A 23724-nucleotide genomic window follows, 5' to 3' on the forward strand; every position below is an offset into this window, starting at 1 on the left:
AAACCCGGATTGGTTATAAGATTAGCGTAAACATTTGAAGACGAAACCAGAACCAACCCTGCTACTAACCCGAGGAAGAATAGTTTCTTCACTCTTACCCCCTTTCCTTTTTGTTGCTGTTGTTTTCCATACTTCTGCCCCCGAGGGCAGAATAAAGGAAAATACAATGTGGCTTTATTAGGTTCGAGGATTATTAAGGAACTAGGTAAAATTTACCATGCTATCGTATCTTTGTCAAGAAAACTAATTTGCTATTTTTCAGCAATTTTTTGCCCACGTGCGCATCGTCACGCAAAAAATGAAACAGGCCTTATCTCACGAATGACAGATCGTCTATGTATATCCTTCCGGATTTTTTATCGGCATTCACTACGTCATCAAACCGGATGACAAATTCCGTCACAGAAGAAAAATTAGTTATATCCGCGAATTCCTTCAGCGGTATCGCAAATCTTTTCCAATCCTTTGTTATTCCGGAAAGGGTATATTTCCCGGTTTCCCCTTTGGAGTTTTTTAGTTCCAATTTTATGTTCTTCGAAAATCCGGTCGAGCCGTCGCCTTTGACCCAAAGGCTCAATTTGCCGTATTGCGAAAGGTCCAGATCCTGCAGTTTCAGCCAAACGCCGATCATGGCGGGATTCGGGGAATCTACGTCGTAGTCGATCTGAAGGGAGAAACCCGCATCCCCGTGCTTGACCTGCGAGTTAATGGCCGTTGTGCAGCCCTGGGTATTGTCGTTAGGGTCTTTTGCCCAAACGCCGCCTGGGCCCATGTCTCCGAAATTGAAATCGACCGCCATCAATGACAACCCGGTCTCCTCGTCCTGGCCGTCGCCTTCTCCCGTTTTAGGCTTTTCCGTTCCGCCTTTTTCCGCGGGTCTGGCGGCCCTGGTGCCGGGGCGCGACCCAGAAAGGATATATTTCTTGATGCCAATACCCTTTTTTATCTCCTCCGCCGATACGTCGTCAACGTAGAACCTTCCGCTGCCGTTCTCTTTATTAAGGAACTCCACGACGAAATTACAGTTATCGGCATCGACCGGGGCTATGGCTGACATGGTAATTGCTGTCCACCTCATAGTCGGTGTCCCGGACTCGAACACCGGCCCGTAATCACGGCCTAGTTCCGTCACTACATCCTTGTTATCTTTATCCTTGGTCGTCTTGCGCCATTCTATATGCAGCTGGCCGAAGGCGTTGCCGCTTAACGGGTCCGACGCGCAGTTTAGGAAATGCGCGGTAAACTTATACCTGTTACCCGGTTTAACTTTCTTATTGGTAAAGAAGATGCCGGTCGAATCATTCTGTTTCGGGCAATTGATATATACCGACTGCTGCCCCCTCCTGCTTTCCGTCGTAGAGATCCCGTTATAATCGGAATTCCAGCTGCCCCAATCGAGCGGCGTCTCGTCCTTGAAACCGGGACGGTTCTCGAAACTCTCGTTCTTAAGGAGGTTCCTCCCGACCAGAGGGGTTTCGGCGGCATACAGAGGGACCGTGATCACAATGATGAGCGCGACTAAAAATATTCGCAGCATTTAAAACACCTTTCTCCCCCACAGGATCATTTTTTTGCCTTCTTCTCTTTCGTCACTATCTCCATGAAGATCGCCACGATCTTCGGATCGAAATGCGTCCCGGATTCCTCTCTTATTATCTTAAGGGCCTCCCTCTTTGAATAGGCCTTCCGGTAAGGCCTGTTGGAGACCAGGGCCTGGTAGACATCCACGACCGCTATTATCCTGGCGCCGATCGGTATCTCATCGCCCTTCAATTTGGAACCGTAGCCGTATCCGTCGTATCTCTCGTGGTGGTGCAGGATGATCGGAACGACATCCTTAAGGAAATGGACGGGCCTGATTATGTCCGCGCCGATCTGCGGATGCTTCTTTATCACCTCGAATTCCTTCTTGGTCAGCTTGCCGCGTTTGAGAAGGATCTTCTCGCTGACGCCGAGCTTGCCAATGTCGTGGAGCATGGCGCCGTGCTTGAGGTCATCGAGCTCCTGGTCGGTAAGATTCATTTTTTTGCCGACTTCCGTCGATAACTTCACCATCTCTTCCGAATGTTCCTCGGTATAGGCATTCTTGGCGCCGACCGTGTGAGCCAGGGCATAGACCGCCTCTATCGTGTTCAGCCTGTTGCGCTTCAACAGGTCTACGAATTTATTCGTGATATTATTAACCCGCTTCTGCGAATCGGGATCTACGGGGTTTCGCGCGGTTTTCTTCTTACGCAATTGGCTGCACACGCTTATCGTGTCCCCGCCTTGTTCTTTCGCATGACGTACGCACTTGTCCGCAGTCGTAAGCAGCTGGTCAACGGTAGCAATGCCGTCCTCGGGATACGAGCAGATACCTATGCTTATCCTGAGTTTTACTTTGCTTGCCCCGAACCTGTGTTTCTTCATTATCCTCTGTATCCTGTCGGCAAAGGCCAAGGCGCCCTTCTCTTCCGTATCGGGCAGGATGATCGCGAACCCTTCGCCTTCAAACCTTGTGACAATGTCTATGCCCCGGGAGGCATGCTGCAGGACTATAGCGAACTCCTGCAGGACCGTATCGCCGTACTCGTGCCCGTAGGTGTCGTTTACGGATTTGAAATAATCTATGTCCACCATAAGTATCGAAAGGGGCGTGGCCCTGCGTTTCGATAATTCAAATTCAGAATGCAATCTCCTCTGGAGATAACGGTAATTATAAAGCTGGGTATGCGGGTCTATGAGGGCGAGGGCTTCAGCCTCTTTTTTCTCGCGCTCTATCCTCTTGAGCTCCGAAATGTCCCTGAATATCCCCTGCGCCACTTTCCTCCCGCCGATCTCGAAGACAGAGACGCTTATATAGACCGGCACCCTTTCGCCCTTTGAATTGAATATCTCCGCCTCAAGGGAGGGAGTATGGGAGTTTTTCATTTCCTGCGCATCGCTGGTTATACTGTAAAATTTTTCCTTATAGCTCTCGACTTCTTCCGGCGGATGAAGCTTGGCCTGGCTTATACCGATGAGCCCCTTTCTGGGCTTGCCCATCAGGTTCTCCGCCGCTTTGTTTACATCTAATATCTCGCCTGTCCGCAGATCCGCGATAAATATCGCGTCGTTAGCCGACTCGAAGATCCTCCGGAACTTCTCCTCGGATTCCTTAAGCTGGAATTCGAGCTTTTTTCTCACGGTAATATCGCGCGCGATGCCGGTCGTGCCGATAACCTCGCCTTTCTCGTTAAAGATGGGGGTCTTGATCGTCTCTATCCACTGCACCCTCCCGTCCTTATCGTGCATCGGCTCTTCTATTATTTTTCTCCTCCCCGTCCGTATGACCTCGGCATCATCAGCCCTGTAGCTCTCCGAGAGGTTCCTGGGCCATATATCAAAATCGTTCTTACCAACGAGGTCTTTGGGCGCTACTCCGCAAGCCCTGCTGAACGGCTCATTTACCGCGATAAACCTGCTCTCCTTATCTTTGAGCCACGCGATATCGGGGATGTTGTCGAGTATGGCTTCCTGCTGCTTCTCGATCTCTTTAAGTATTTCTTCGGTCCGCTTCCTCTTTGTGATATCGAACATGACACCCTGGAGGAAGAGCGGCTTCCCGGATTCGTCTTTTATTACCGACGCCTCATCGGTGACCCATATGACGCGGCCGTCCTTCCTCGCCATCCTGTAATCCATCCGGAAAGACGACATGGACTTATGGCATTTCTCCAACTCGGCAACGACCCTGTCGCGGTCTTCCGGATACAGCTGTTTCAGCCATATCTCCCCCTCCGCCCTATAGTACTCTTCCGGGGTGAACCCCAGCAGGTCCTTGATCTGGGGGCTGATGAAAAGCGTCCTGCTGTCCTTGCCCAGGTCCGCGATGTAAGTGACCGCCGGAAGTTTTTCGACAAGGGAACGGTATTTCTTTTCCGTCTTCGCCCTCTCTTCGTCCAGGCGTTTATGTTCGGTCACATCCTCTACGACCTCGATCACGGAGATTATGTTGCCGGCCCTGTCCTTGACCGGCGAGGAGACCACGCGGAAATTTACTATTCTATCAAATCGGGGCGTCTCGGTGACGGCTTCATGGACTTTTCCGTCTTTTAGGGTTTTTGCGGTCGGACAATATGAACATTTCTCGTTGCGCGGCGGGTTATTGAAACAGGTATAACAGATAGGCTTTTTGTTTACGTCCACTTCCGGGAACCATTTCTTCATGACTTTGTTTAAGGCGAGGATCTGCATCTCCGGGCTTATTACGGCAACGCCCACCCCAAAGTCATCGAATAATGCGAAAGCGACCTTATTATCCTTGACCCACTTATCGTTCTTTACGAAGAGGTTTACGAACATTAACTCCTACGCTCCGTTCAGGGCTTAGTCTTGCCTTTGAGGGTATCCAGCATCTGCTTCGCCTTGTCAATAGAGATGTTGTCGTGGACGATGGCGCGGATCGTCTTTATCATCGCCACCGGATTTCCGGACTGCCATATATTGCGCCCCATATCCACCCCGCACGCGCCGCGCTTTATCGCCTCATACGCTATCTCGAGCGCGTCTGTCTCCGTTTTTAACTTCGGGCCGCCTGCGATGACGAGCGGCACAGGGCAGCTCTTTACCACTTTCTCGAAATCTTCGCAATAATAAGTCTTCACGAAACTTGCGCCTAATTCCGCGGCGATCCTGCAGCAGAGCGACAGGTAACGGGCGTCCCTCTTCTCAAGCTCCTTCCCGACCGCGGTCACTGCCAATGCCGGTATCCCGTATTCCATCCCCTCGTCGACGAGCCTTGAAAAATTTACGATAGTCTGGTGCTCATGCTTCGAACCTATATAGATAGAGAACGCAACGGCCGAAACATTCAGGCGGACCGCGTCTTTCATTGAGACCGTGATCTCTTCATTGGAGAGGTCTTCGCCTATTATGGTGTTCCCGCCTGAGGCCCTGAGGACTATCGGTATATCGATGCCGGCATCAACGCAATTCCGCAGCACCCCCCGCGTGGGCATGAGCGCGTCTGTATAAGGAAGCAGCGGTTTGATTGTCTTGGAAGGATCTTCTAATCTCTGGACGGGCCCGAGAAAATATCCGTGGTCTATTGCGAGCATGACTGTGCGGCCATCCGGCTTTATTATCCGGCTTAGGCGGTTCTTGAGTCCCCAATCCATGTTGTAACTCCTTTTTTGGTGGGCAGTATATTTAATTATACCCTATTTGACTCATTTTTCAAGAGGATTAGAAACGTTTCGTTCATAACTCCCCGTTCCTGCTCTTCTCGATCAGGTACTGGAGCATCTCGAGCTCACCCTTATCGAACCAGATATTCCCGCATTTAAAACATTTATCTATGATGACCGGCAGCCCGTACGTGAAGAAGCCGCGTTCCATCGCCTCCCGGCACCTGGGACAGGCCAACTTATCTGTCACGTTAAAGAAGTTAGGCGGGTTCTCCCTCCAATGGCTCTTCATGAGCGCTTCGGAGGACTCTCTTATCTCTCCGGGAAATAAATAATTTTCCCTCGCGATTATCCTGGTTGCTACATCGGAGGCGGCCAAAACCCCTCCGCAAAAACGGCACTTCATTGCCGGCGCGCCCTCATATGATATTTCCGAAAGCGCCTGGCCGCATTTAGGGCAGAACGGCCCTCCTCTCCGGGCGTCAACGGAAAGCCCTTCCAATTCGACCGGCTCCTCTTCGACCACTGTCTTAGGCGCCGTCCTTATACCGCTCTTTAAAGACTGCAAGTCGGAGTGCGCCATGTCGAGCAGTATATTAAGGCGGTTCTTGAACGGCGGATGCGTCGAAAAGAGGTCGGAAAATATGCCCTCGGACTCCGAGAGGCTGTCGGTATCCGGGGCCGTTATGAATATCGGCGAGAGCGAGCCGGGTATCACTCCCACCCCGCGCCACCCCCTTGATATAAGATAGAGGGCCTCGGAGAGCGCTACCGGGTCCCTTGTTAGGCGGACCGCGACGGCGTCGGCCCGGTATTCGCGCTGTCTGGAGATGAACATATTAAGGAGATGGTTCGCGCCTTTTACGACGAGAAGGACCAGGTAGACGACCAGGAGATACGCCCCGAACCTCGCGCCGACGCTAACCCTCTCTTTGGAGCTGTCGCCGGACCTCCCCAAGGTGATCCTGTTGATCCCTTCGAGTAGCGCGCCGTAGATACCGAAGAGGGAGCATATCACCGTCGTCGAAAAACTGTCGCCGGAGGCGATGTGCGCGGCCTCATGGCCGACGACTGCCTCTAGCTGGCTCCTGCTAAGCCTCGAGAGCAGCCCCTCGGTGACGCCTATGGCGGAATTTCCCTCGAGATCCGATACGGCGAAGGCGTTCATCCCGCTAGAGGGCACGACGTAGCATCCGATCTTCCTTCCGCCTGTGGCGATAGAAACCTCATCGACGACATTCCGGAACATCTTATGGTAGGTATCCCCGAGGTCCGGCGCCCTGGCGTCGAGAAGATTAGTCAAATCCGCTATCATATTCCGGGTCGAATAGTACCAATGGAGGGATGCGACCGCGAGGGCAACGGCAAATACTATCACAAATTCTCCCGGGGAGAAGAGCTGCGCCGGGCCGGCGAACGGAGACTGGGAACTAAAAAACATCCTCGTCACTATCCAGAGGAGTTCGGCGACGAGGAAATAAAATACCAGCAGAAAGACGAAGACTGCTTTTATTACCCACGTCTTCTCTTTCTCTATCTCGACAAATGAGTAGGGCATTTAACTCTAGGTGAAGCTGACTTTTGGCGGCTCCCTCTCCGCGAGGTCCTTGAGCTCGAAGAATTCTTCCGGGGCGAAACCCAGCGCCGGGGCGACCGTATTGGCCGGGAAGGTCTTGACAGTCGTATTATAGCGCGTGACCTCGTCGTTGTAATACTGCCTTGCGAAGGCGATCTTGTTCTCGGTAGAGGTCAATTCTTCCTGCAGCGCCAGCATGTTCTGGTTCGCCTTCAGGTCCGGATATTTTTCTGCGACTGCGAAAAGTGAGCGCAAAGCTCCGGTAAGCATGTTCTCCGCGCCCTCTTTGTCCTTGACCGTCGTCGCCTGGGTCGCCTGGGTGCGCGCCTTTATGACGTTCTCGAGGGTCTCGCGCTCGAACTTCATATATCCCTTCGCCGTCTCGACGAGGTTAGGGATAAGGTCGTGCCTCCTCTTGAGCTGGACATCTATCTGTGCCCAACCGTTCTTGACCCGCATCTTCAGCTGGACCAGGCCGTTATAAACGCCGATCAGCCAAAGCACCGCGACGACTACGATGACAAGAATGATAAATAATGCGGCCATAGCGCTACCTCCCTTTTTTAAAGTATACCCGATTTATTTATGGGGTTCAATGATGACTTTTATGGAATTCGAGGCGCCGGCGACAAGCTTAAAGCCTTTGCCCGCGTCGGCCAGGGCGAACCGGTGCGTTATCATATCCTTGGCGTTTATTTTGCGCGATCGCAGCAATTCGAGGGCCTCAAGGTGTTCTTTGGGGCTGGCCGCGTAAGAGCTGGTAAGGGTCGCTTCGTTGCGCCAGAAAATATCATTTATGGATTTGGGAAGCATGAGGTCTTTCTCTGCGGCCGCGAAAAAAAGGACGGTCCCGCCGCGCTCTACCGAGGCCAGCGCCTGTTCTACGGCGGACTTGGCGCCGGCGCACAGAATGACTACGTCGGCGAGTATACCGCCGTTTGCGGCTTTCAATTTTTCCGGGGAATATTCCTTCGCGTTAAAGGCGATATCCGCGCCGAATTTCTTAGCGGCGTCGATACGGTATTGCGATATATCTGTCGCCGCGACTAATTTCGCGCCGAGAGCGCGCGCATATTGGATATGCAGGAGGCCTGATATCCCGCTTCCTATTACGAGGACTGTCTTTCCCTTTTTTATTCCGGCCAGCCTCTGGCCGCGCAGGACGCAAGCTAGAGGCTCGATGAATGTCGCCTCGTCAAAAGAGACGTCTGCAGGCAGCGGATAGACGCCCCCCTTCCCGATATTTACCGCCGGGATGTGAACAAATTCGGCAAACCCTCCCGGATAGAAATTAGTCTTGCGTAGTGTTTCGCATACGGTTTCGTGGCCACTAAGGCAATAGTGGCAATTAAGGCAAGGGACATGGTGTGAGGCCGCTATACGGTCGCCTATTTTAAAATTCTTTACGCCCGCGCCGGTCTTTTCAACCGTCCCGGCTATCTCGTGGCCGAGGACAAGCGGCACCCTGCCGATGCGGTACCACTCCATTACGTCGCTTCCGCAAATGCCGCTCGAGACCACCCGGATGAGGATATCGCCCGGCCCGATATCCGGGACGGGCGCCTCTTCGAGGCGGACATCATTGTTGCTATAATACATCGCGACTCGCATAGAAATCCTTTTCTATTTGTGCTTATGCTTGCAGCTTGATGGGCAGCTTGAGGTCGCCTTCTCGCAAGGGGCCGGCCGGGGCTTCTTCTTGTAATCGGTCTCGTAAAAACCCGAGCCCTTGAATATTACGCCGGCGCCGCCGCTTATGAGCCGCTTGACCTTGCCGCCGCATTTGGGGCACTTCTCGAGACGCTTGTCGGCCATAGACTGGAAGACCTCAAATATATGTTTGCATTTCTGGCATTCGTAATCGTAAGTGGGCATTTTGCCGCGCATCCTCTCTTTTTATTTGCAGGACAGGATGAACCTGCCGTAAAGGTAGCCCTCTGTAAAATCTATTATGCTCTCCATCATCTTGACCGTCTCGACGGGATGGCGGCCTACCGCCGTCTCTCCGGAAAGCATCACACAGCTTGTGCCGTCAAGGATGGCGTTTGCGACATCGGTAACCTCGGCCCTTGTCGGGCGCAGGTTCTCAGTCATACTCTCTAGCATCTGGGTAGCCGTTATCGCGAATTTCCCGTCCCTGTTGCACCTTTTTATTATCATTTTTTGTATGATAGGGATCTGCTGTATCGGCATCGAGACCCCCATATCTCCGCGCGCGATCATCACGCCGTCGGCAGCCGCAATTATCTCGTCGATATTCCTGATGCCCTCCCTGTTCTCTATCTTGGCGATTATCTTGCAATCCGGCAGGCGGGGCCTGATGAGTTTCGCTATGTTGAGGATGTCACGCCTGTTCCGCACAAACGACTGCGCGATAAAATCCACTTTATTGCGTATCCCAAACTCTATGCTCGACTTATCCTTATCGGTGACGCCCGAGAAATGAAGGGACGCGCCGGGCATGTTCACGCCCTTCCTCTCGCCGATAAGGCCGCCGGCCCATACCTTCGTCTCTATACGGTCCTTATATATCCTTTTTACCTTGAGCGCGATATTGCCGTCATTTATGTAAATGAACTCCGCGCCTCTTACGTCTTCCGGCCGGCCCCTGTAATCAAAAGGCAGGACGTTTCGCTCGCCGACTACATCCCTGTTGGTAAGAATGACGGTCTGGTTCTTTTTTACTTCTATCGGCTTGCCGTCCTTAAGCCGGCCTATCCTTATCCTGTAGCCTTCAAGGTCCTGCAGCACCTGTATCTTCTTCTCCCGTTGCCCGTTTATCTTTCTTACCAGGCCTATCTTCGCTTTATGCTCTTTGATCGTCGAATGGGAGAAATTCAGGCGGGCGACGTCCATTCCCGCAGCGGCCATCCTTCGCAGGACCGGTTCGGTCGAGCTCGCGGGCCCCAAAGTACAGATGATCTTTGTCTTGCTGTTTGGTCTTGCCATATTTTATATCCAGCAGAGTCCGTCTTCGGCCAGGTAATCGTCCCCGACCGCGTAAGCGAAAGCCCTGCATCCGCGGCATTTAACTATACGGCAGGTACGGCACTTGCCTTTTAATTTGCTCTTATCGGTCACTTCCTTGAGCACCCTGCTTTCGCTTATTATATCAGCCAGGCTTTTATCGAGGAGGTTGCCGATCTTCATGGCGAACCTGCGGCACGGGAGCAGGTCCCCGTTGGGCATTATCGCGAAGGCGTCCTCTCCGAGATTGCATTCTGCTCCGAGCAGTTCCGCGTCGCCTTCTTTGAACTTTATCCAGAACGCCTTGCAGGCGAGCATATCATCCTCGATAGCGTCGACCGCCATATATTCGCATATCTCGCCTACCAGCCTTTTCCAGTCGTCCTTATCTATGACCTCGGATTTAAGGCCCTTGCTCTGGCCCAGCGGTATGAAGCGCTCTATTATCAGGCCGTCGACCTTGAGGTCCCTGCACAACTGGAAAAGCGCGGGCAGCTCATAGGTGTTCGACCGCATCGCCGTAAGCATTATTATGACTTCGAAGGCGCCCTTCTCCTGAAGCAGGTTAATTTTTTCAAGTACGGTTTTGAAAGCGCCTGGCCTGCGTATCGCGTCGTTAGTCTTTTCAGTCGCCCCGTCGAGGGAGATCTTTATCTGTTTTAATTTCTTTATCCCGTTGAGTTCCGCGACTGTATCCTCGTCTATCAGGCTCGCGTTCGTTATCACGGCGAGCTCTTCGGTGGTATCGTGTTTGTCGAGATAACGCAGCAGGCTGAAGAAGTCATTCCTAAGAAAAGGTTCCCCGCCGGTCAGGTTTATCTTCGTCTTCCTGCCGCCTGCGCTCGCAGCAATATTCTCATATATCTTGATGAGGGCTGCCAGCGGGAGGTCGGAGGCCTTCGTGAAATCATGCTGGTAACAATGGCGGCACCTGAAATTGCACGCGTCGGTTATGTGCCACTGGAAAAAAAGGTTCTCCCCCATCTTATGGCCCGTTCCTCCTGGTTTTCAGGATCTCTATGAGCGACTCGAGATGCTTCTCCTCTTCTTTTATTATATCCTCAAAAGCCTTTTTTGCCGTGGCGTCGGATGTCTTGCCGAGGCAGGCCTTAAAGAAACCGACAGAGCGCTTTTCGAAAAGTATGCCCAGGTCTATCGCCTTATTCTCGTCTTTAATTATTGAGGCCAGGTCGACCGACTCGCCGAAAGGTCCGAAGACCTTCGTATCTATCTCGTCGACTATGCTGTTCTCGTCGAAAGGCCCGGAGATCTCTTCGACCTTTTGGTTGAAAAATTTCAGGTGCTTCCTCTCCTCGGTAAGGAGCGAATAGACCGCCTTTTCGGTATCCACGTCATCCACAGATGACAGGAAAATACTGTAAAAATTTATCCCCTCGGCCTCGAGCCTGCGCGCGATCTTATACGCCTCCAACGGCTTGAAGTCCGATATGATTATCTCGTCGCCTTTATACTCTATCTTCATATTATTCCCCTATTATCTTGACCAGGACCCTCTTGCGCCTCTGTCCGTCGAACTCGCCGTAGAATATCCGTTCCCACGGCCCGAAATCGAGCTTTCCCTTCGTCACGGCTACGACTACTTCCCGGCCCATTATGGTCCTTTTGAGGTGTGCGTCGCCGTTATCCTCTCCTGTGCGGTTATGCCTGTATCTCTCGACGCCGTAAGGCGCCAGCTTCTCTACCCAGTCCAGGAAATCCCGGTGCAACCCGTCCTCGTCGTCGTTAATGAAGACACTTGCAGTGATGTGCATGGCATTTACCAGGCAGAACCCTTCCTTTATGCCGCTCTTATCGAGCGCCTTCTCGACCTGGGCGGTGATATTTACGATCTCGTACCTCTTTTCGGTATTGAATACGAGATACTCGGTATAGGCTTTCATAATTTATCAATTATAACAAGAATCATAAGGTATATCAACGTCAGAAATTTAAGTCTCGCTTGGCCTTATTAATATATTTGATTCTTCTTTTAGGAATGATATCATATGTTCATGAGATATATTAAGTTAATTATAGCTGTTGCCGCCGTATTCCTGTCCTACTCTCACGCGATCGCCGGAGAGGACTACCGGCCGAGGAACATACGCATTGACGTGGAATACAGGCAGTCCGGTGAGAGCGGCCGGGGTATCGGCGCTGCGCAGTGGCGCACAGGCAAGAACAGCTCTTACTCAAAACAATTCATCGTCGTCTTGGACGGGTTCTCGGCGAGCATATTTGTCGGGGAAGAAGTTCCCTTTGTGAACTTTTACAGGACATTCCTCTTCGAGCACGGCTATATCGTAGAAGAAGAGGAAGTGGTGATAAAGGATATCGGGACTAAATTGAAGGTCGAGCCCCGCATAGTCGGGAATAACGCCGTGGAGATAACGCTCACCCCCGAAATAAGCTTCGTGCGGGACAGGAAGCGCCGGACAATAGATATCAAGACGTTAAGCACGACCGTCATCGCGGCAGACGGCCAATCGATCCCGATCGGAGGGCTCCAGAAGGACGCGGAGTTCGACAAGTATTTCTTCTCCGCCGCCTCGCAAAGCGATCTCGAAATAATCCTCACCCCGCATATACAATAGGGGCCGCTTCAAGGAACTTCGCCATATCTTCCGGCAACGGGGTCGTAAAACCAAGGGGTTTTTTAGTAAACGGATCTTCAAACCCGATCTTGTGGGAATGAAGCGCCGCCCTCCTGAACTTAAGTTTATAATCCTTGGCGAACGCGAATTTTCTTTCTCCGACCAGCGGATGGCCTATCGACTTAAAATGGATCCTTATCTGGTTGGTCCTGCCCGTCTCCGGCTCGATCTCTACGACCGAAAAATCCCTTCGCTCCTCGATCACCTTGTATCGCGTCACGGACTTCTTGCCCTCTATCGGGCGGTCGATCGTGCCCGCCTTCCTGCCGAGCCGTCCGTGGACAAAAGCGATGTATGATTTCTTGACCCTGCGGGCCCTGAACTCCTCCATCATCGCCTGCTGGGCCTTCTTCCCCTTCGCATATATTATGAGCCCGGAAGTATCCCTGTCAATGCGGTGGCACGGGTGGGCGTTCGCCTCTATACCGCGGGCGTCGAGCTCGCGGTTCAAAAGGCTCGTGAGGGTATTCGGCTCACCCTTAGGCGTCGGGATCACAAGCATCCCCGGCGGCTTATCTACGGCCATTATATGGTCGTCTTCATAGAGTATCTTGATTCCGCTCATCGACGTGATTATACATCCGGCAGAGATGAATTGACAACGTAAAATTTATATGATAAGTTTATATAAATAGTATGGACATAAATACAACTCGCACTATCAATGAACTCGTCTCCGCTATCGCTTATGTCCTTGATGTCATGAGCGAAGGCACTAACCTTTACCACTCATGGCGCGTAGGCATATTCGCCTCTCAATTCGCAAAGGCGACCGTCCCCGACGAAAGAAAGACCATATTTTACGCCTCGCTCCTGCATGACATCGGTTATCTCGCGCTTCCCGAACATATAACGCATTATCTTTTCGCGCAGGAAGACCCGACTAAGGACCCGATAATACTCTCCCATCCTATCATCGGCGCGGAACTGACCAGCCAGATACCGAACCTCTCTACGATAGCCAAGCTTATCCTGAACCACCATGAACGGTATAACGGCAGGGGTTATCCGCTCGGTAAGCAGCGCAATGAGATCCCTTTGGGCGCGCAGATAATACTGCTCTCCGACCAGCTGGATATGCTCATGAGGAACGAATCGGTGCGCGGCATAAAAGCGATAGAGAAAGAGATCTCCTCATGGTCGAATGAGCGCGTTTCGGCCGAGCTCGTCGAAACGGCCATAAGGGTCCTCAGGGACGAAGGGCTTATCGAGGAAGTATCGGCCAAGGAAAAGATACCGGCTGTATTTAACAGGGTAAGGGAAGAGACCGGCCCCGTGGATATACCCGGAAGCGTCGACGCGGTAGGTATCGCCTGCGAGGTCTTCTCGCAACTTATAGACACAAAACACCCTTCGATGATCGGGCATTCCAAAAGGGTCTCGGTCTATTCGATGCTCATTTCGCTCGCGATGAACCTCTCCCACGACGAGATAACCAAGACAAAATGGGCCGCCTTGCTCCATGACGTCGGGAAACTGGGCATCGCAAAAAGCCTCATAAGCAAACCCGGGAAGCTCACGCCCCAGGAATTCGCGACGATGAAGATACACGCCGTATTTACGCGTGAGCTGCTCGAGACGATCACAGACTTTAAGGATATAGCGCTGATAGCCAGCTCCGACCACGAACGCTATGACGGGAAGGGTTATCCGATGGGGATTAAGGGCGACCAGATACCTTTAGGAACAAGGATAATCTCGGTCGCCGACGCTTTCGACGCGATGACATCGACAAGGACTTACCGAAAGGCCCTGGGCAAGGACTCCGCGTGCGACGAGATCGAAAAATGCGCCGGGACACAGTTCGACCCGGCCGTGGTCAAGGAAGCTATCCCGGTCCTGCGCAACCTCTCTATTTCCCTAATGTAGGAAATAACACGCCGCTTCAGGCAAAAAGATCAATATCTATTTTTTTAAGCATCTTCGCGAGCTTCGCTAACGGCAGGCCGATGACATTGTTAAAGCAGCCTTCTATCCTGTTGATGAATACGCTTCCCAGCCCCTGTATATCGAAACTCCCCGCCTTGTCGAGCGGCGAGACCTTCCTGAAATAATTCCTTATCTGCCTGTCGCTCAAGCGGTACATGTAGATCTTCGTCTTCTCATAATCGGTAAGAACTTTTTTATTATCGATATCTATGACCGCCATCCCGGTATAGACCCATTGGGGCCTGCGCGAGATGAGTTTTAACGTCCTGAACGCGTCGCCGAGGTTCTTCGGCTTGCCGATTATCTTCTTGCCGGAGAGGACGACCGTATCGGCGGCGATGACGATGCCGGAGCGGTATCTTTTCGCGACATCCTTCGCTTTTTTAAGCGCGTTATCCATGACCAGGTCAGCGCAGCCGCTTTTAAGCCTCATATCCTCTTTTACATCTGACCTGGCGGAAACGAATCGCAGGCCTATCTGCCTCAGGAGCTTCTGCCTCTGTTTCGATTGCGACGCGAGTATTATATTACGCACTTGTCCCGCCCTTTCCGGAAAGTTCGGGATTCGCCGCGCTCTCCCCTGCAAGATATCCCGTAGAGAATGCCTGCTGAAGGTTATAACCGCCGCTCGGCGCGGTCGCGTCTATTATCTCGCCGGCAAAATATAAGCCGGGAATGATCCTCGACTCCATCGTGCGCGGGTTGATGTCCTTGACCGGGATGCCGCCGCACGTGACCATAGCCTCCTCGAGCGGCAAGGCGCCTACAACCGTCATCCTGAAATCCTTGAGCAGCGCCGTTATCCCTTCCCTCTCTCCCTTGGCAAGCTGGTTTATCCTCTTTGCCGGGTCAAGATTAAGCGCCGAAGCGAATACCGGGATCATCTTCAGCGGCAGCATATCTTTAAGAAGCGTCTTTATGTTTATGCTCCCATGTTCTTCTACATCGCGCAGCATCCTGTTATCGAGCTGCTCTTTGGTGAGCCCGGGTTTCAGGTCAATAGATAGCGCGACTTCTTTTTTATCCCCGAGAAGGTCGACGACCTGCGAGCTTAAGTCGAGGACCAAGGGCCCGGAGACCCCGAAATGCGTGAAGAGCATCTCGCCCACTTCCGAGTTTATTTTTTTCCCGCCGCATTCGAAGACGATGCGCACATTCTTGAGCGTCAGGCCCTGCATCTCCGTCACCCAGCCCTCTTTGGTCTTTAACGGTACGAGCCCGGGTCTTAAAGGGTTAAAGGTATGGCCGAGCAATTTCGCGAAATGGAAACCGTCGCCGGTGGAGCCGGTCGCCTTATAGGATGCCCCGCCTGTCGCGAGGATGAGCCGGCTGGTCCATATCTCTGTCCTGCCTTCGAACTTCAAATGGAATATCCCGCCCTCTTCCCTTATCCCCATCACGCGCGAGCCGGTAAGGACGTGGACGCCGGTCTCGGCAAGCGCCTTCTCGAGCGCCCGGACCACAGATATCGACTTGTCGTCCGACGGAAATACCCTTCCCTGCCTTTCGGCTTTGGCTGAGAGACCGTATTCTTTAAAGAAATCAATAAGGTCGTTATTGAAGAATTCATAGAAGGCCGAACGCAGGAACTGCCCTTGCTTGCCGAATTTTTGCATGAATGCTTCCATATCGGCGGTGTTGGTCAGGTTGCACCTGCCTTTGCCGGTTATCAGTATCTTCCGGCCTATAGATGCGTTCCTCTCGACCAGGACGACGTTCTTTTTCAGCTGCGCGGCGCGTATCGCGGCCATGGTCCCGGCCGGGCCGCCTCCGACGACAACGACGTCATAATAATCAACAGCAGCCGCGCGGCCGGTCATTTCAGCCCCACGGAGACGCACAGTAACGATACGATTATTCCCGCAGTGATGATACCGAGGATACATCCCGCAACGGCATAACGAAACTTCATCTTAAGAAGCGAAGCGGCGATGGCACCCGACCACGCGCCGGTCATAGGCAGGGGTATCGCAACGAATATTGCCAGCCCCCACATTTCGTATTTCTGGATCGTATCGGTTTTCTTGAGCGTCCTCGTGAATAGCCAGTCGAAAAAACGGGCGAAAGGTTTGAACCTGCTCAGCCTTTTCGAGACCGGCTCCAGCAAAAAAAGGACCGGTATGACCGGGATAAAGTTGCCTATGACGGATATGATAAAGGCCTTTTGGACCGGTATCCCGAACGATAGAGCCGCGGGGATCGCTCCCCTTAATTCCGATACGGGAAGCATCGCAATTACGAGGACAACGATATCCTTCGGCAGTCCGTTCATCCACAAGATCAAGTTCTCAACCATACGGGATATTCTAACTTCTTTGGAAGGATTTGTCCACTTATCTGAGCGGGGGCGGCGTGAGGTCGACTATATCGCTTACTGTCATTACTATAAGGTATTTCGGCTTCGGGAGCTGCGCCTCGGGATGTCTTTCGTGACCCGGCTCGCCTTTCAAATTCTTGATGAGCCGGTGAGCTATCCTTGTGGTGAGCTTTTCTTCCCATGCCTTTATTATATGCGATTTCAGCTCTTCTTCTTTTATTATCTTCGCCGTGCCTTTCAGGCTGTAGCCCCTGAATTTATGCTCGTCAACGGCGCTCAAGTTTATCGCGGGATTCCTTTCGAGATTAGCGCGCGTCTTGCCGGTGTACAGGTCGAGGAGGTATATCGTCCCGTCCGGATCTATCTGTACGATGCCTTTGCATGAGATATGCGGCATCCCGTCAGGGTCTATCGTCGAAACTATTGTAAAATGCTGGCTGTGGAAAAATTTCACCACATCATCGGGTAGTTTAGCCATTTTTGCCCTATTTCGAAAAATGCTTCTTCTTGTACTCCTCGAGCATCTGTATCGCCTTGTCCTTGCATTGCCCGCAGACAGTGCCGAGTTTCGTGTGTTCCTGCAATTCGAGGTAGGTCCTTGCGCCCTCCAGCACGGCCTCCTCTATCTCAATATCGGTGACGTTCATGCACTGGCAGATAATATGGGCTTTTTCTTCTTCGACCTTATTGGTCATGCCGTTGCGCGTATAATAATCCTCTATCGCAGCGCGCAGGGCCTTATGGCCGAGGACCGAACAATGGATCTTATGCTCAGGCAGGCCGCCGAGCTCTTTCGCGATATCTTTCGCAGTCAGGTGGTATGCCTGATCAAGCGTCTTTCCTACGACGATCTCTGAAAGGATAGAGGTGCTGGCGATCGCGCTGGCGCAACCGTATGTCTTCCATTTGCACTCGGCGATCGTATTTTTCTTCTTGTCGACCTTTATCGCGACGACCATCTCGTCGCCGCATTTGATATTACCTACGATGCCCCTGCCGTCCGCATTATATGCCGCCTCATCGGTAAGGACGTTACGGGGATGCATGAAATGGTCTTTTACTTTTTCCGAATATACCCATTCAAATTTATTGTCCATGGCCTCACCTCACCGTAGACATTTTCCTGATCTTATCGATGACCAGGGCGATCTTTTCAACCGTGTAGCCGATGTCTTCTTCGGTATTATCCCTTCCCATGCTTATCCTGATGGATCCGTGCGCTTCCTCAGCCGGGAGGCCGGCCGCTATCAACACATGCGACGGGTCGAGCGAGCCGGACGCGCACGCCGAACCGGTAGATACGGCTATCCCCTCGAGGTCAAGATATAGGAGTATCGCCTCTCCCTCTGCGCCGAAGAATGAGACGTTCAAAGTGCCGGGCAGTGAATCGATCGGATGGCCGTTGAACTGGATATTCGGGATATTTTTTTCGATGCCGGCTTTGAGTTTAGCCTTAAGCGACGACAAACGCTTCGCTTCAGGGCCCATTTCGGTAACCCGCATCTCGATGGCTTTCCCGAAACCTGCAATGCCTATCGTATTCTCGGTTCCCGCGCGCCGTCCCCTCTCCTGGTGCCCGCCCCGTATAAACGGACAGAACGGCACTCCGGGCGAAACGTAAAGAGCGCCAACGCCCTTGGGCCCGTATATCTTATGCGCCGAGAGCGACAGATAATCGACGCCCAGCTCGTGGACATTGACGGGTATCTTGCCGACCGCCTGTATCGCGTCGGTATGGAACATCGCGCCGTGTTTATGGGCGATCCTGCCTATCTCTTTTATGTCCTGTATGGTGCCGATCTCGTTATTGGCCATCATGACCGTGACGAGCGCGGTCTTATCCGATATGACCGATGAATATTTGTCCATATCTATCTTCCCGGTCTTATGCACGGGCAAATAGACGACGTCAATGCCCCTCTCCTCGAGGCATGCCGCCGCCTCCAGGATACAGGGGTGTTCTATTTGCGATGTGATTATTTGGTGTCTTTTTGTGTGGGGCGCTTCGCAGTGCCTCGCGGCGCAATAAAGCAGGTTCAAGACGGTATTGTTCGCCTCGGAGCCGCTTCCGGAAAAGACAATGTCCTCGGCTTTTCCTCCGATGAATGCGCCTATCTTATCCCTCGCGTCATCGATGAGGCGCCGCGCCTGCCTTCCGAAGCTGTGCAGGCTCGAGGGGTTCCCGAAGGCGTCCATCGCTTCTATCATCACCTTCTTTACCTCCGGATGCAACGGCGTTGTCGCGTTATGATCCAGATATACTTTGCGTTTAGACATCATGCCTCCTAAAATATTTTATTCCTGGAATAACCAAGTAGAAAGATAGCGTTCTCCCGTATCGGGAAGCAGCGCTACTATTGTCTTTCCGGCGGATTCCGCCAGTTTCGCGACTTCCAAAGCGGCCCATAATGCCGCTCCGCTTGAGATACCGACAAGAATGCCCTCTTCCCTGGCCAACTGCCTTGCGGTGGCGCCGGCATCATCGGAAGCGACCTGTATTATCTCATCAATGAGGCTTTTATTCAAGACTTGCGGAACAAATCCCGCCCCTATCCCCTGTATCTTGTGCGGGCCGGGTTTTCCGCCCGATAATACGGGAGAATCCTTGGGTTCCACCGCAATAATTTTTATATTTCTATTCCTTTTTTTCAGGGTCTCGCCGACGCCTGTTATCGTGCCGCCGGTGCCGACGCCTGCGACAAAAATATCGACTTTACCGTCCGTATCCTTCCATATCTCTTCCGCCGTCGTGCGGCGGTGTATCTCGGGATTCACGGGGTTGTCGAATTGCTGCGGAATGAAACTTTTCGGGGTGCTCTTTGCGAGTTCCGCTGCCTTATCGATCGCGCCTTTCATTCCCTTCGCGCCTTCGGTCAGCACGACCTCCGCGCCGAGTATCTTAAGCAGTTGCCTGCGCTCGACGCTCATCGTATCGGGCATGGTAAGTATGAGCCTGTAGCCCCTGGCCGCAGCCACGAACGCGAGAGCGATACCGGTATTACCGCTCGTCGGTTCTATTATGACGCTGCCTTCACTTAGGAGCCCGGCCGCTTCGGCCGCATCTATCATCGCGACGCCTATCCTGTCCTTTACGCTGGATAAGGGATTGAATGATTCCAATTTGACAAGTACGGTCGCCCTGGCGCCGCGGGAAAGGCGGTTTATCTTTACCAGCGGCGTATTGCCTACGGTTTCCGTGATGTCTTCGAATACCCTGGCCATTTGATCATCTCCTATATGTAATATATCGGGGCGACTGCCTGCCCTTTATTTATGCGATCCTTCTTCTGCAGCATATCTTCAAGCGTTATCGAGCTTAATTTCTGCGCGATCTGCACGCCTATCTCTTCCCAGATATCGAGACTCGGGCAACATCGCGAACGTTTACATAACGAGGGATTCTCGGCGCATGACGTAATATAAAGCGGCCCCTCAAGGATAACTATGATATCCTTTAATGTGACTTTTGATGGTGGTTTTGTCAGCGTATAGCCGCCATGCGCCCCTCTTCCCGATGTTATTATTCCCGCTTTTTTCAGCGGATTAACAAGCTGCCAGAGATATTTCTCTGAAATGTCCTGGCGCCTTGATATCTCCCTGAGCGTAAGAGGTCCCCTGCCGAAATTCTGCGCCAATTCGAGCATAAGGCGCACTCCGTATCTTCCTCTGGTGGAAATTTTCATTCGATCTCTTACTTTTACTTTATCCGAAGAATTTTTCGCCTTGGGCCCAGTTTTCGCCGCTGACTTCATCGATGACAAGGTACGTGGCCTCCTTAGGCTTGCCGGCTACCTTCAGCAGCGTATCGGAAAATTTCTCGGCGATCTCTTTCTTCTGTTCCTTCGTCAACTTCCCCACTACTTTTAAATTAATGAACGGCATCTTCCCCCTCCTTCTTTAATCTCTACTATCTCTACCATATTAGTAGAGATTATATTAAAATGAGGCTTTTGTCAAGAAAAAAATGTACCCGCCTATTCGAGCTTTTCTGGATGGTGCCTTACGACCTTCGCCTGGACCATGTATATCACGTCCTCGGCGATGTTTGTTGCGTGGTCGCAGATGCGCTCGAGATGGCGGGCTATCAAAAGGAGCGGCACGGCGCGCGGGGCAGTGGACTTATCCTTGGCTATGTAATCGTTTATAAGCTCACCCTGTACGAAATTCCTCAGCTTATCGGCTTCCGGGTCCGTAAGGACGACCCTCTTCGCCAATTCTATGTCCCTGTTGACGAAAGCGTCTATCCCCTGCTTTACCATGCTCTGCGCTATGGCGCACAGCTTCGGTATGTCGACCAGGGGTTTGAGCAACGGCTTATCCACTATCTCGAGAACGCGCTGCGCGATATCGACCGCGAGGTCGGCTATCCTCTCGAGCTCGTTGTTAAGCTTCATAGCAGTAGTGATGAACCTGAGGTCTATGGCGATCGGCTGGTGCAGGGCCAGCATCTCAAGGCAGCGCTCTTCTATCTCGAGCTCCATCATGTCTATCTGCTTGTCCGAATCGATGACCTTCAGGGCCAGGGCCTTATCCTGGTCTTTGAGGGACTTGACCGAGTTCATTATCGCTTCCTCGGCCAGGGCGCCCATCTTTAGTATCCGGGCGTTAAGGTCCTTTAATTCCTCGTCAAAATGTCTTTCCATTTAACCAAACCTCCCTGTGATATAATCCTCTGTCCTCTTGTCTTTCGGGGCGGTGAAGATATCCTGAGTCTTCCCGAATTCAACCAGTTCGCCCAGCAGGAAGAACGCGGTGTAATCCGAGACGCGCGCCGCCTGCTGCATATTATGGGTGACGATGACTATAGTATAATACTTTTTCAATCCGAGTATGAGTTCTTCTATCTTGCTGGTGGATATCGGATCAAGGCTCGCGCACGGCTCATCGAACAACAACACCTCGGGTTCGACCGCGAGGCAGCGGGCTATACAAAGCCTCTGCTGCTGCCCTCCGGATAATTTGAGCGCGCTCTCATGCAACCTGTCCTTTACCTCGTCCCACAGCGCCGCCTTTTTGAGTGACTCCTCCACCCTTTTCTCTATGAATCCTTTATCTTTTATCCCGTTGATCCTCAAGCCGTAACTTACGTTCTCAAGTATGCTCTTCGGGAAGGGGTTCGGTTTCTGGAATACCATCCCTATGCGTCTTCTTATATAGACCGGGTCCACGCACGGGCCGAACATGTCTTCCCCCTCCAGGAATATATTCCCTTTCAGGACGGTGCCGGGCACAAGTTCATTCATCCGGTTCAAAAGCCTTATAAAAGTGGATTTCCCGCAGCCCGACGGCCCTATTATGGCGGTGACCTGGTTCTTATAGACCTCCAGGCTCACGGAATCCAGCGCCTGACGGTCCCCATAAAAGAAGCCAACTCCCCTCGCCTCTATCTTGACTATCTGCCTATCCATGGATGACCCTCTGTCTTTGCCGTATGACTATCGCTATAGTAGAGATCAATAAGACCAGGACCAAAAGGATCAGCGCGCACCCGTAGGCTATCGCCGCCTGCTTGTCCGGATGGGTGCCTTCGGTCATCAACGCGTAAATATGGTAAGGAAGCGCCATAACTTCCGAAAATACCGAATCGGGATAATGCCGCGTGTAAAACGTCGCCGCGGTAAAAAGTATGGGCGCGGTCTCTCCCGCGACACGCCCGATGCTTAAGATCACGCCGGTCAAAATACCGGGCAAGGCCGTCGGAAGGACGATCTTTTTTATCGTGTCCCATTTTGTCGCGCCGAGGGCCAAGGACGCTTCCCTTAAAGATTGGGGGACAGCCATAAGCGCCTCCTGCGCCGCGGATATTATGACCGGCAGGGCCAGTATCCCGAGGGTCAGGCTGCCGGACAATATCGAAACGCCGAATTTCATGTATTTGACGAATACCGCGAAACCAAAAAGCCCGAAGACGACCGACGGGACGCCGGCGAGGTTATTTATGCTCATCCTGATCAAATTCACCAGGGCGCTTTTCGGGGAATATTCGCAAAGGTATATAGCGCACGCCAGGCCGAGCGGAAGTGAGACTAGTATCGCCCCCATCGTGAGATAAAATGTCCCTAATATCGCCGGCGCTACTCCGCCCTCGGTCATTCCGTTTTTAGGGACCTGGGTCAGGAATTCCCACGATATGACCTTTATTCCCCTGACGGCAATAAAATAGATTATCGCCCCGAGGAAGAACAGGGTGACCGCCATGCAAAGGAAGAGCAGCGCAAAACCTATATTCTGCGTTACCTTGTGTTTTTTCATCCACCCAACCCCAGTTTTATCCTGAATTTGCGGCTTATGAGTTCGGCGATGATATTAAACACAAAAGTTATAAGGAACAGGACCAGCGCGATCGCGAATAGCGAATGATAATGCGCGCTGCCCATCGGCGCCTCTCCCATCTCCGCGGCTATGGCCGAGGTCATGGGCCGCACCGGCTCAAAGAACGAATGGGGTATGACGGCTGCGCCGCCCGCGACCATCAGGACCGTCATCGTCTCTCCTATGGCCCTGCTCATCCCGAGTATTATCGCCGTAGATATACCTGAGCCGGCCGCCGGGATCACGACGTTCACAAGCGTCTGCCAGCGGTTCGCGCCCACGGAGAAAGAGGCCTCCCTGAAACTTTTCGGCACATAGCTTAACGCGTCCTCGGCGATACTGCAGACCGTAGGCGTCGCCATTATCCCCAGGGTCAGGCTCGCGGTGAAAGCGCATAATCCCGTAGGAAGATGCAGCAAATTTTGCAAAAAAGGGGCAATCATCATCATGCCGAAAAACCCGTATACTACCGACGGTATGCTGGCCAGGATCTCGACAAGCGGTTTTAATACCGCCTTCTGCCGGTGGCTTGCCAACTCGTTCAGGTAAAGGGCGCTGCCTACGCCTAACGGGACGCAGACGAACATGGCGCCTACGGTGACCCAGAACGACGCAAGTATCAAAGGCAGGATCCCGAATTCCGGAGGGTCGAATGTCGGATACCACGCCTTCCCGAAGATAAAATCCAGCGGCTTGACCTCTTTAAATACGGGCAATCCTTCCTTAAAGAGGACGATTATTATGCCGACCAAAAAAATAAGGGATGAGAAGGCCAGCGTAGTGAATATCCACTCGTAGGCCTTCTCTTTCATTTTTGCCATT

27 protein-coding genes are annotated in these 23724 nt (G+C 52.4%); 2 read left to right on the forward strand and 25 right to left on the reverse strand.

The features are described from left to right. Positions 1-310: 310 nt before the first annotated feature. Genes PHO67_08515 through PHO67_08565 form a run of 11 tightly spaced genes read right to left on the reverse strand, consistent with a single transcriptional unit; the run spans position 311 to position 11591 of the window. The gene (locus PHO67_08515) at positions 311-1537 is read right to left on the reverse strand and encodes a carbohydrate binding domain-containing protein (GenBank protein MDD5547178.1); all 1227 of its coding nucleotides are present in this window, start codon (positions 1535-1537) and stop codon (positions 311-313) included. A gap of 26 nt (positions 1538-1563) precedes the next feature. Next, the gene (locus tag PHO67_08520; protein ID MDD5547179.1) at positions 1564-4323 is read right to left on the reverse strand and encodes a PAS domain S-box protein; all 2760 of its coding nucleotides are present in this window, start codon (positions 4321-4323) and stop codon (positions 1564-1566) included. Between the two features lie 17 nt (positions 4324-4340). Further along, positions 4341-5174, reverse strand: a complete 834-nt coding sequence (gene lsrF, locus PHO67_08525; GenBank protein MDD5547180.1) for a 3-hydroxy-5-phosphonooxypentane-2,4-dione thiolase — start codon at positions 5172-5174, stop codon at positions 4341-4343. Between the two features lie 46 nt (positions 5175-5220). Further along, on the reverse strand, positions 5221-6705 hold the full coding sequence (locus PHO67_08530) for a M48 family metalloprotease (protein MDD5547181.1): 1485 nt from the start codon (positions 6703-6705) through the stop codon (positions 5221-5223). 6 nt (positions 6706-6711) lie between these two features. Beyond that, entirely contained in the window at positions 6712-7269 is a 558-nt protein-coding gene (locus PHO67_08535) for a LemA family protein (protein ID MDD5547182.1), read from the reverse strand. 33 nt (positions 7270-7302) lie between these two features. Beyond that, a complete protein-coding gene (locus PHO67_08540; protein ID MDD5547183.1) occupies positions 7303-8322 on the reverse strand; it encodes a zinc-dependent dehydrogenase in 1020 nt (339 codons plus the stop codon). Positions 8323-8346: 24 nt separating this feature from the next. After that, positions 8347-8598, reverse strand: coding sequence for a zinc ribbon domain-containing protein (locus PHO67_08545; protein MDD5547184.1), 252 nt, complete (start codon positions 8596-8598; stop codon positions 8347-8349). A 21-nt stretch (positions 8599-8619) separates the two neighbouring features. Next, positions 8620-9672: a pyruvate kinase gene (gene pyk, locus PHO67_08550; GenBank protein MDD5547185.1), complete on the reverse strand. Its 1053-nt coding sequence runs from the start codon at positions 9670-9672 to the stop codon at positions 8620-8622. Positions 9673-9675: 3 nt separating this feature from the next. Further along, positions 9676-10674, reverse strand: a complete 999-nt coding sequence (locus PHO67_08555; GenBank protein ID MDD5547186.1) for a radical SAM protein — start codon at positions 10672-10674, stop codon at positions 9676-9678. Between the two features lies 1 nt (position 10675). After that, complete coding sequence (locus PHO67_08560; protein MDD5547187.1) at positions 10676-11173, reverse strand: ferritin family protein; 498 nt, start codon at positions 11171-11173, stop codon at positions 10676-10678. A 1-nt stretch (position 11174) separates the two neighbouring features. Continuing rightward, positions 11175-11591, reverse strand: a complete 417-nt coding sequence (locus PHO67_08565; protein ID MDD5547188.1) for a secondary thiamine-phosphate synthase enzyme YjbQ — start codon at positions 11589-11591, stop codon at positions 11175-11177. Between the two features lie 111 nt (positions 11592-11702). Between PHO67_08565 and PHO67_08570 the strand changes: the two genes are divergently transcribed. Beyond that, entirely contained in the window at positions 11703-12284 is a 582-nt protein-coding gene (locus tag PHO67_08570) for a hypothetical protein (protein ID MDD5547189.1), read from the forward strand. Here the strand turns inward: PHO67_08570 and PHO67_08575 are convergent. After that, positions 12265-12909 carry an RluA family pseudouridine synthase gene (locus PHO67_08575; GenBank protein MDD5547190.1) on the reverse strand — a complete coding sequence of 215 codons (645 nt, stop codon included), beginning with the start codon at positions 12907-12909 and terminating at the stop codon, positions 12265-12267. The genes PHO67_08570 and PHO67_08575 overlap by 20 nt on opposite strands. Before the next feature lie 71 nt (positions 12910-12980). Here PHO67_08575 and PHO67_08580 point away from each other — a divergent pair, with 71 nt between their 5' ends. Continuing rightward, positions 12981-14213 carry an HD domain-containing protein gene (locus PHO67_08580; GenBank protein MDD5547191.1) on the forward strand — a complete coding sequence of 411 codons (1233 nt, stop codon included), beginning with the start codon at positions 12981-12983 and terminating at the stop codon, positions 14211-14213. 16 nt (positions 14214-14229) lie between these two features. On the opposite strand, the gene PHO67_08585 is transcribed toward PHO67_08580, so the two are convergent. The 13 genes from PHO67_08585 to pstC form a co-directional block, all read right to left on the reverse strand. Next, positions 14230-14808: a Maf family protein gene (locus PHO67_08585; protein ID MDD5547192.1), complete on the reverse strand. Its 579-nt coding sequence runs from the start codon at positions 14806-14808 to the stop codon at positions 14230-14232. Continuing rightward, positions 14801-16093, reverse strand: a complete 1293-nt coding sequence (locus tag PHO67_08590) for an NAD(P)/FAD-dependent oxidoreductase (GenBank protein MDD5547193.1) — start codon at positions 16091-16093, stop codon at positions 14801-14803. Before PHO67_08590 ends, PHO67_08585 begins: the two co-directional genes overlap by 8 nt. Then, complete coding sequence (locus PHO67_08595) at positions 16090-16569, reverse strand: small multi-drug export protein (protein MDD5547194.1); 480 nt, start codon at positions 16567-16569, stop codon at positions 16090-16092. Before PHO67_08595 ends, PHO67_08590 begins: the two co-directional genes overlap by 4 nt. Before the next feature lie 37 nt (positions 16570-16606). Next, entirely contained in the window at positions 16607-17068 is a 462-nt protein-coding gene (locus tag PHO67_08600; protein MDD5547195.1) for a pyridoxamine 5'-phosphate oxidase family protein, read from the reverse strand. Between the two features lie 7 nt (positions 17069-17075). Beyond that, on the reverse strand, positions 17076-17687 hold the full coding sequence (locus PHO67_08605; protein ID MDD5547196.1) for an iron-sulfur cluster assembly scaffold protein: 612 nt from the start codon (positions 17685-17687) through the stop codon (positions 17076-17078). 4 nt (positions 17688-17691) lie between these two features. Continuing rightward, positions 17692-18867: a cysteine desulfurase family protein gene (locus PHO67_08610; protein MDD5547197.1), complete on the reverse strand. Its 1176-nt coding sequence runs from the start codon at positions 18865-18867 to the stop codon at positions 17692-17694. An 18-nt stretch (positions 18868-18885) separates the two neighbouring features. Beyond that, positions 18886-19812, reverse strand: a complete 927-nt coding sequence (gene cysK / locus PHO67_08615) for a cysteine synthase A (GenBank protein ID MDD5547198.1) — start codon at positions 19810-19812, stop codon at positions 18886-18888. 11 nt (positions 19813-19823) lie between these two features. After that, positions 19824-20273 (reverse strand): Rrf2 family transcriptional regulator, encoded by a 450-nt coding sequence (locus PHO67_08620; protein ID MDD5547199.1) that lies wholly within the window; start codon positions 20271-20273, stop codon positions 19824-19826. Positions 20274-20292: 19 nt separating this feature from the next. After that, a complete protein-coding gene (locus PHO67_08625; GenBank protein ID MDD5547200.1) occupies positions 20293-20472 on the reverse strand; it encodes a 4-oxalocrotonate tautomerase family protein in 180 nt (59 codons plus the stop codon). 92 nt (positions 20473-20564) lie between these two features. Then, positions 20565-21233, reverse strand: coding sequence for a phosphate signaling complex protein PhoU (gene phoU, locus PHO67_08630; GenBank protein MDD5547201.1), 669 nt, complete (start codon positions 21231-21233; stop codon positions 20565-20567). Continuing rightward, positions 21234-21998, reverse strand: a complete 765-nt coding sequence (gene pstB / locus PHO67_08635; protein MDD5547202.1) for a phosphate ABC transporter ATP-binding protein PstB — start codon at positions 21996-21998, stop codon at positions 21234-21236. Next, positions 21991-22842 carry a phosphate ABC transporter permease PstA gene (gene pstA, locus PHO67_08640; GenBank protein ID MDD5547203.1) on the reverse strand — a complete coding sequence of 284 codons (852 nt, stop codon included), beginning with the start codon at positions 22840-22842 and terminating at the stop codon, positions 21991-21993. The genes pstB and pstA overlap by 8 nt, the downstream gene beginning before the upstream one ends. Further along, the gene (gene pstC, locus PHO67_08645; GenBank protein ID MDD5547204.1) at positions 22839-23723 is read right to left on the reverse strand and encodes a phosphate ABC transporter permease subunit PstC; all 885 of its coding nucleotides are present in this window, start codon (positions 23721-23723) and stop codon (positions 22839-22841) included. Before pstC ends, pstA begins: the two co-directional genes overlap by 4 nt. Position 23724 lies beyond the last annotated feature (1 nt).

Source organism: Candidatus Omnitrophota bacterium, assembly GCA_028716565.1.
Classification (GTDB): Bacteria; Omnitrophota; Gorgyraeia; order Pluralincolimonadales; family Pluralincolimonadaceae; genus Pluralincolimonas.

Bases quoted from the DNA above. Each gene is read 5' to 3' on its own strand.
- PHO67_08515 (MDD5547178.1), bottom strand. From the start codon at position 1,537: ATGCTGCGAATATTTTTAGTCGCGCTCATCATTGTGATCACGGTCCCT.
- PHO67_08520 (MDD5547179.1), bottom strand. From the start codon at position 4,323: ATGTTCGTAAACCTCTTCGTAAAGAACGATAAGTGGGTCAAGGATAAT.
- PHO67_08530 (MDD5547181.1), bottom strand. From the start codon at position 6,705: ATGCCCTACTCATTTGTCGAGATAGAGAAAGAGAAGACGTGGGTAATA.
- PHO67_08535 (MDD5547182.1), bottom strand. From the start codon at position 7,269: ATGGCCGCATTATTTATCATTCTTGTCATCGTAGTCGTCGCGGTGCTT.
- PHO67_08540 (MDD5547183.1), bottom strand. From the start codon at position 8,322: ATGTATTATAGCAACAATGATGTCCGCCTCGAAGAGGCGCCCGTCCCG.
- PHO67_08545 (MDD5547184.1), bottom strand. From the start codon at position 8,598: ATGCCCACTTACGATTACGAATGCCAGAAATGCAAACATATATTTGAG.
- pyk (MDD5547185.1), bottom strand. From the start codon at position 9,672: ATGGCAAGACCAAACAGCAAGACAAAGATCATCTGTACTTTGGGGCCC.
- PHO67_08555 (MDD5547186.1), bottom strand. From the start codon at position 10,674: ATGGGGGAGAACCTTTTTTTCCAGTGGCACATAACCGACGCGTGCAAT.
- PHO67_08560 (MDD5547187.1), bottom strand. From the start codon at position 11,173: ATGAAGATAGAGTATAAAGGCGACGAGATAATCATATCGGACTTCAAG.
- PHO67_08565 (MDD5547188.1), bottom strand. From the start codon at position 11,591: ATGAAAGCCTATACCGAGTATCTCGTATTCAATACCGAAAAGAGGTAC.
- PHO67_08570 (MDD5547189.1), top strand. From the start codon at position 11,703: ATGAGATATATTAAGTTAATTATAGCTGTTGCCGCCGTATTCCTGTCC.
- PHO67_08575 (MDD5547190.1), bottom strand. From the start codon at position 12,909: ATGAGCGGAATCAAGATACTCTATGAAGACGACCATATAATGGCCGTA.
- PHO67_08580 (MDD5547191.1), top strand. From the start codon at position 12,981: ATGGACATAAATACAACTCGCACTATCAATGAACTCGTCTCCGCTATC.
- PHO67_08590 (MDD5547193.1), bottom strand. From the start codon at position 16,093: ATGACCGGCCGCGCGGCTGCTGTTGATTATTATGACGTCGTTGTCGTC.
- PHO67_08595 (MDD5547194.1), bottom strand. From the start codon at position 16,569: ATGGTTGAGAACTTGATCTTGTGGATGAACGGACTGCCGAAGGATATC.
- PHO67_08600 (MDD5547195.1), bottom strand. From the start codon at position 17,068: ATGGCTAAACTACCCGATGATGTGGTGAAATTTTTCCACAGCCAGCAT.
- PHO67_08605 (MDD5547196.1), bottom strand. From the start codon at position 17,687: ATGGACAATAAATTTGAATGGGTATATTCGGAAAAAGTAAAAGACCAT.
- PHO67_08610 (MDD5547197.1), bottom strand. From the start codon at position 18,867: ATGTCTAAACGCAAAGTATATCTGGATCATAACGCGACAACGCCGTTG.
- cysK (MDD5547198.1), bottom strand. From the start codon at position 19,812: ATGGCCAGGGTATTCGAAGACATCACGGAAACCGTAGGCAATACGCCG.
- PHO67_08620 (MDD5547199.1), bottom strand. From the start codon at position 20,273: ATGAAAATTTCCACCAGAGGAAGATACGGAGTGCGCCTTATGCTCGAA.
- PHO67_08625 (MDD5547200.1), bottom strand. From the start codon at position 20,472: ATGCCGTTCATTAATTTAAAAGTAGTGGGGAAGTTGACGAAGGAACAG.
- phoU (MDD5547201.1), bottom strand. From the start codon at position 21,233: ATGGAAAGACATTTTGACGAGGAATTAAAGGACCTTAACGCCCGGATA.
- pstB (MDD5547202.1), bottom strand. From the start codon at position 21,998: ATGGATAGGCAGATAGTCAAGATAGAGGCGAGGGGAGTTGGCTTCTTT.
- pstA (MDD5547203.1), bottom strand. From the start codon at position 22,842: ATGAAAAAACACAAGGTAACGCAGAATATAGGTTTTGCGCTGCTCTTC.
- pstC (MDD5547204.1), bottom strand. From the start codon at position 23,723: ATGGCAAAAATGAAAGAGAAGGCCTACGAGTGGATATTCACTACGCTG.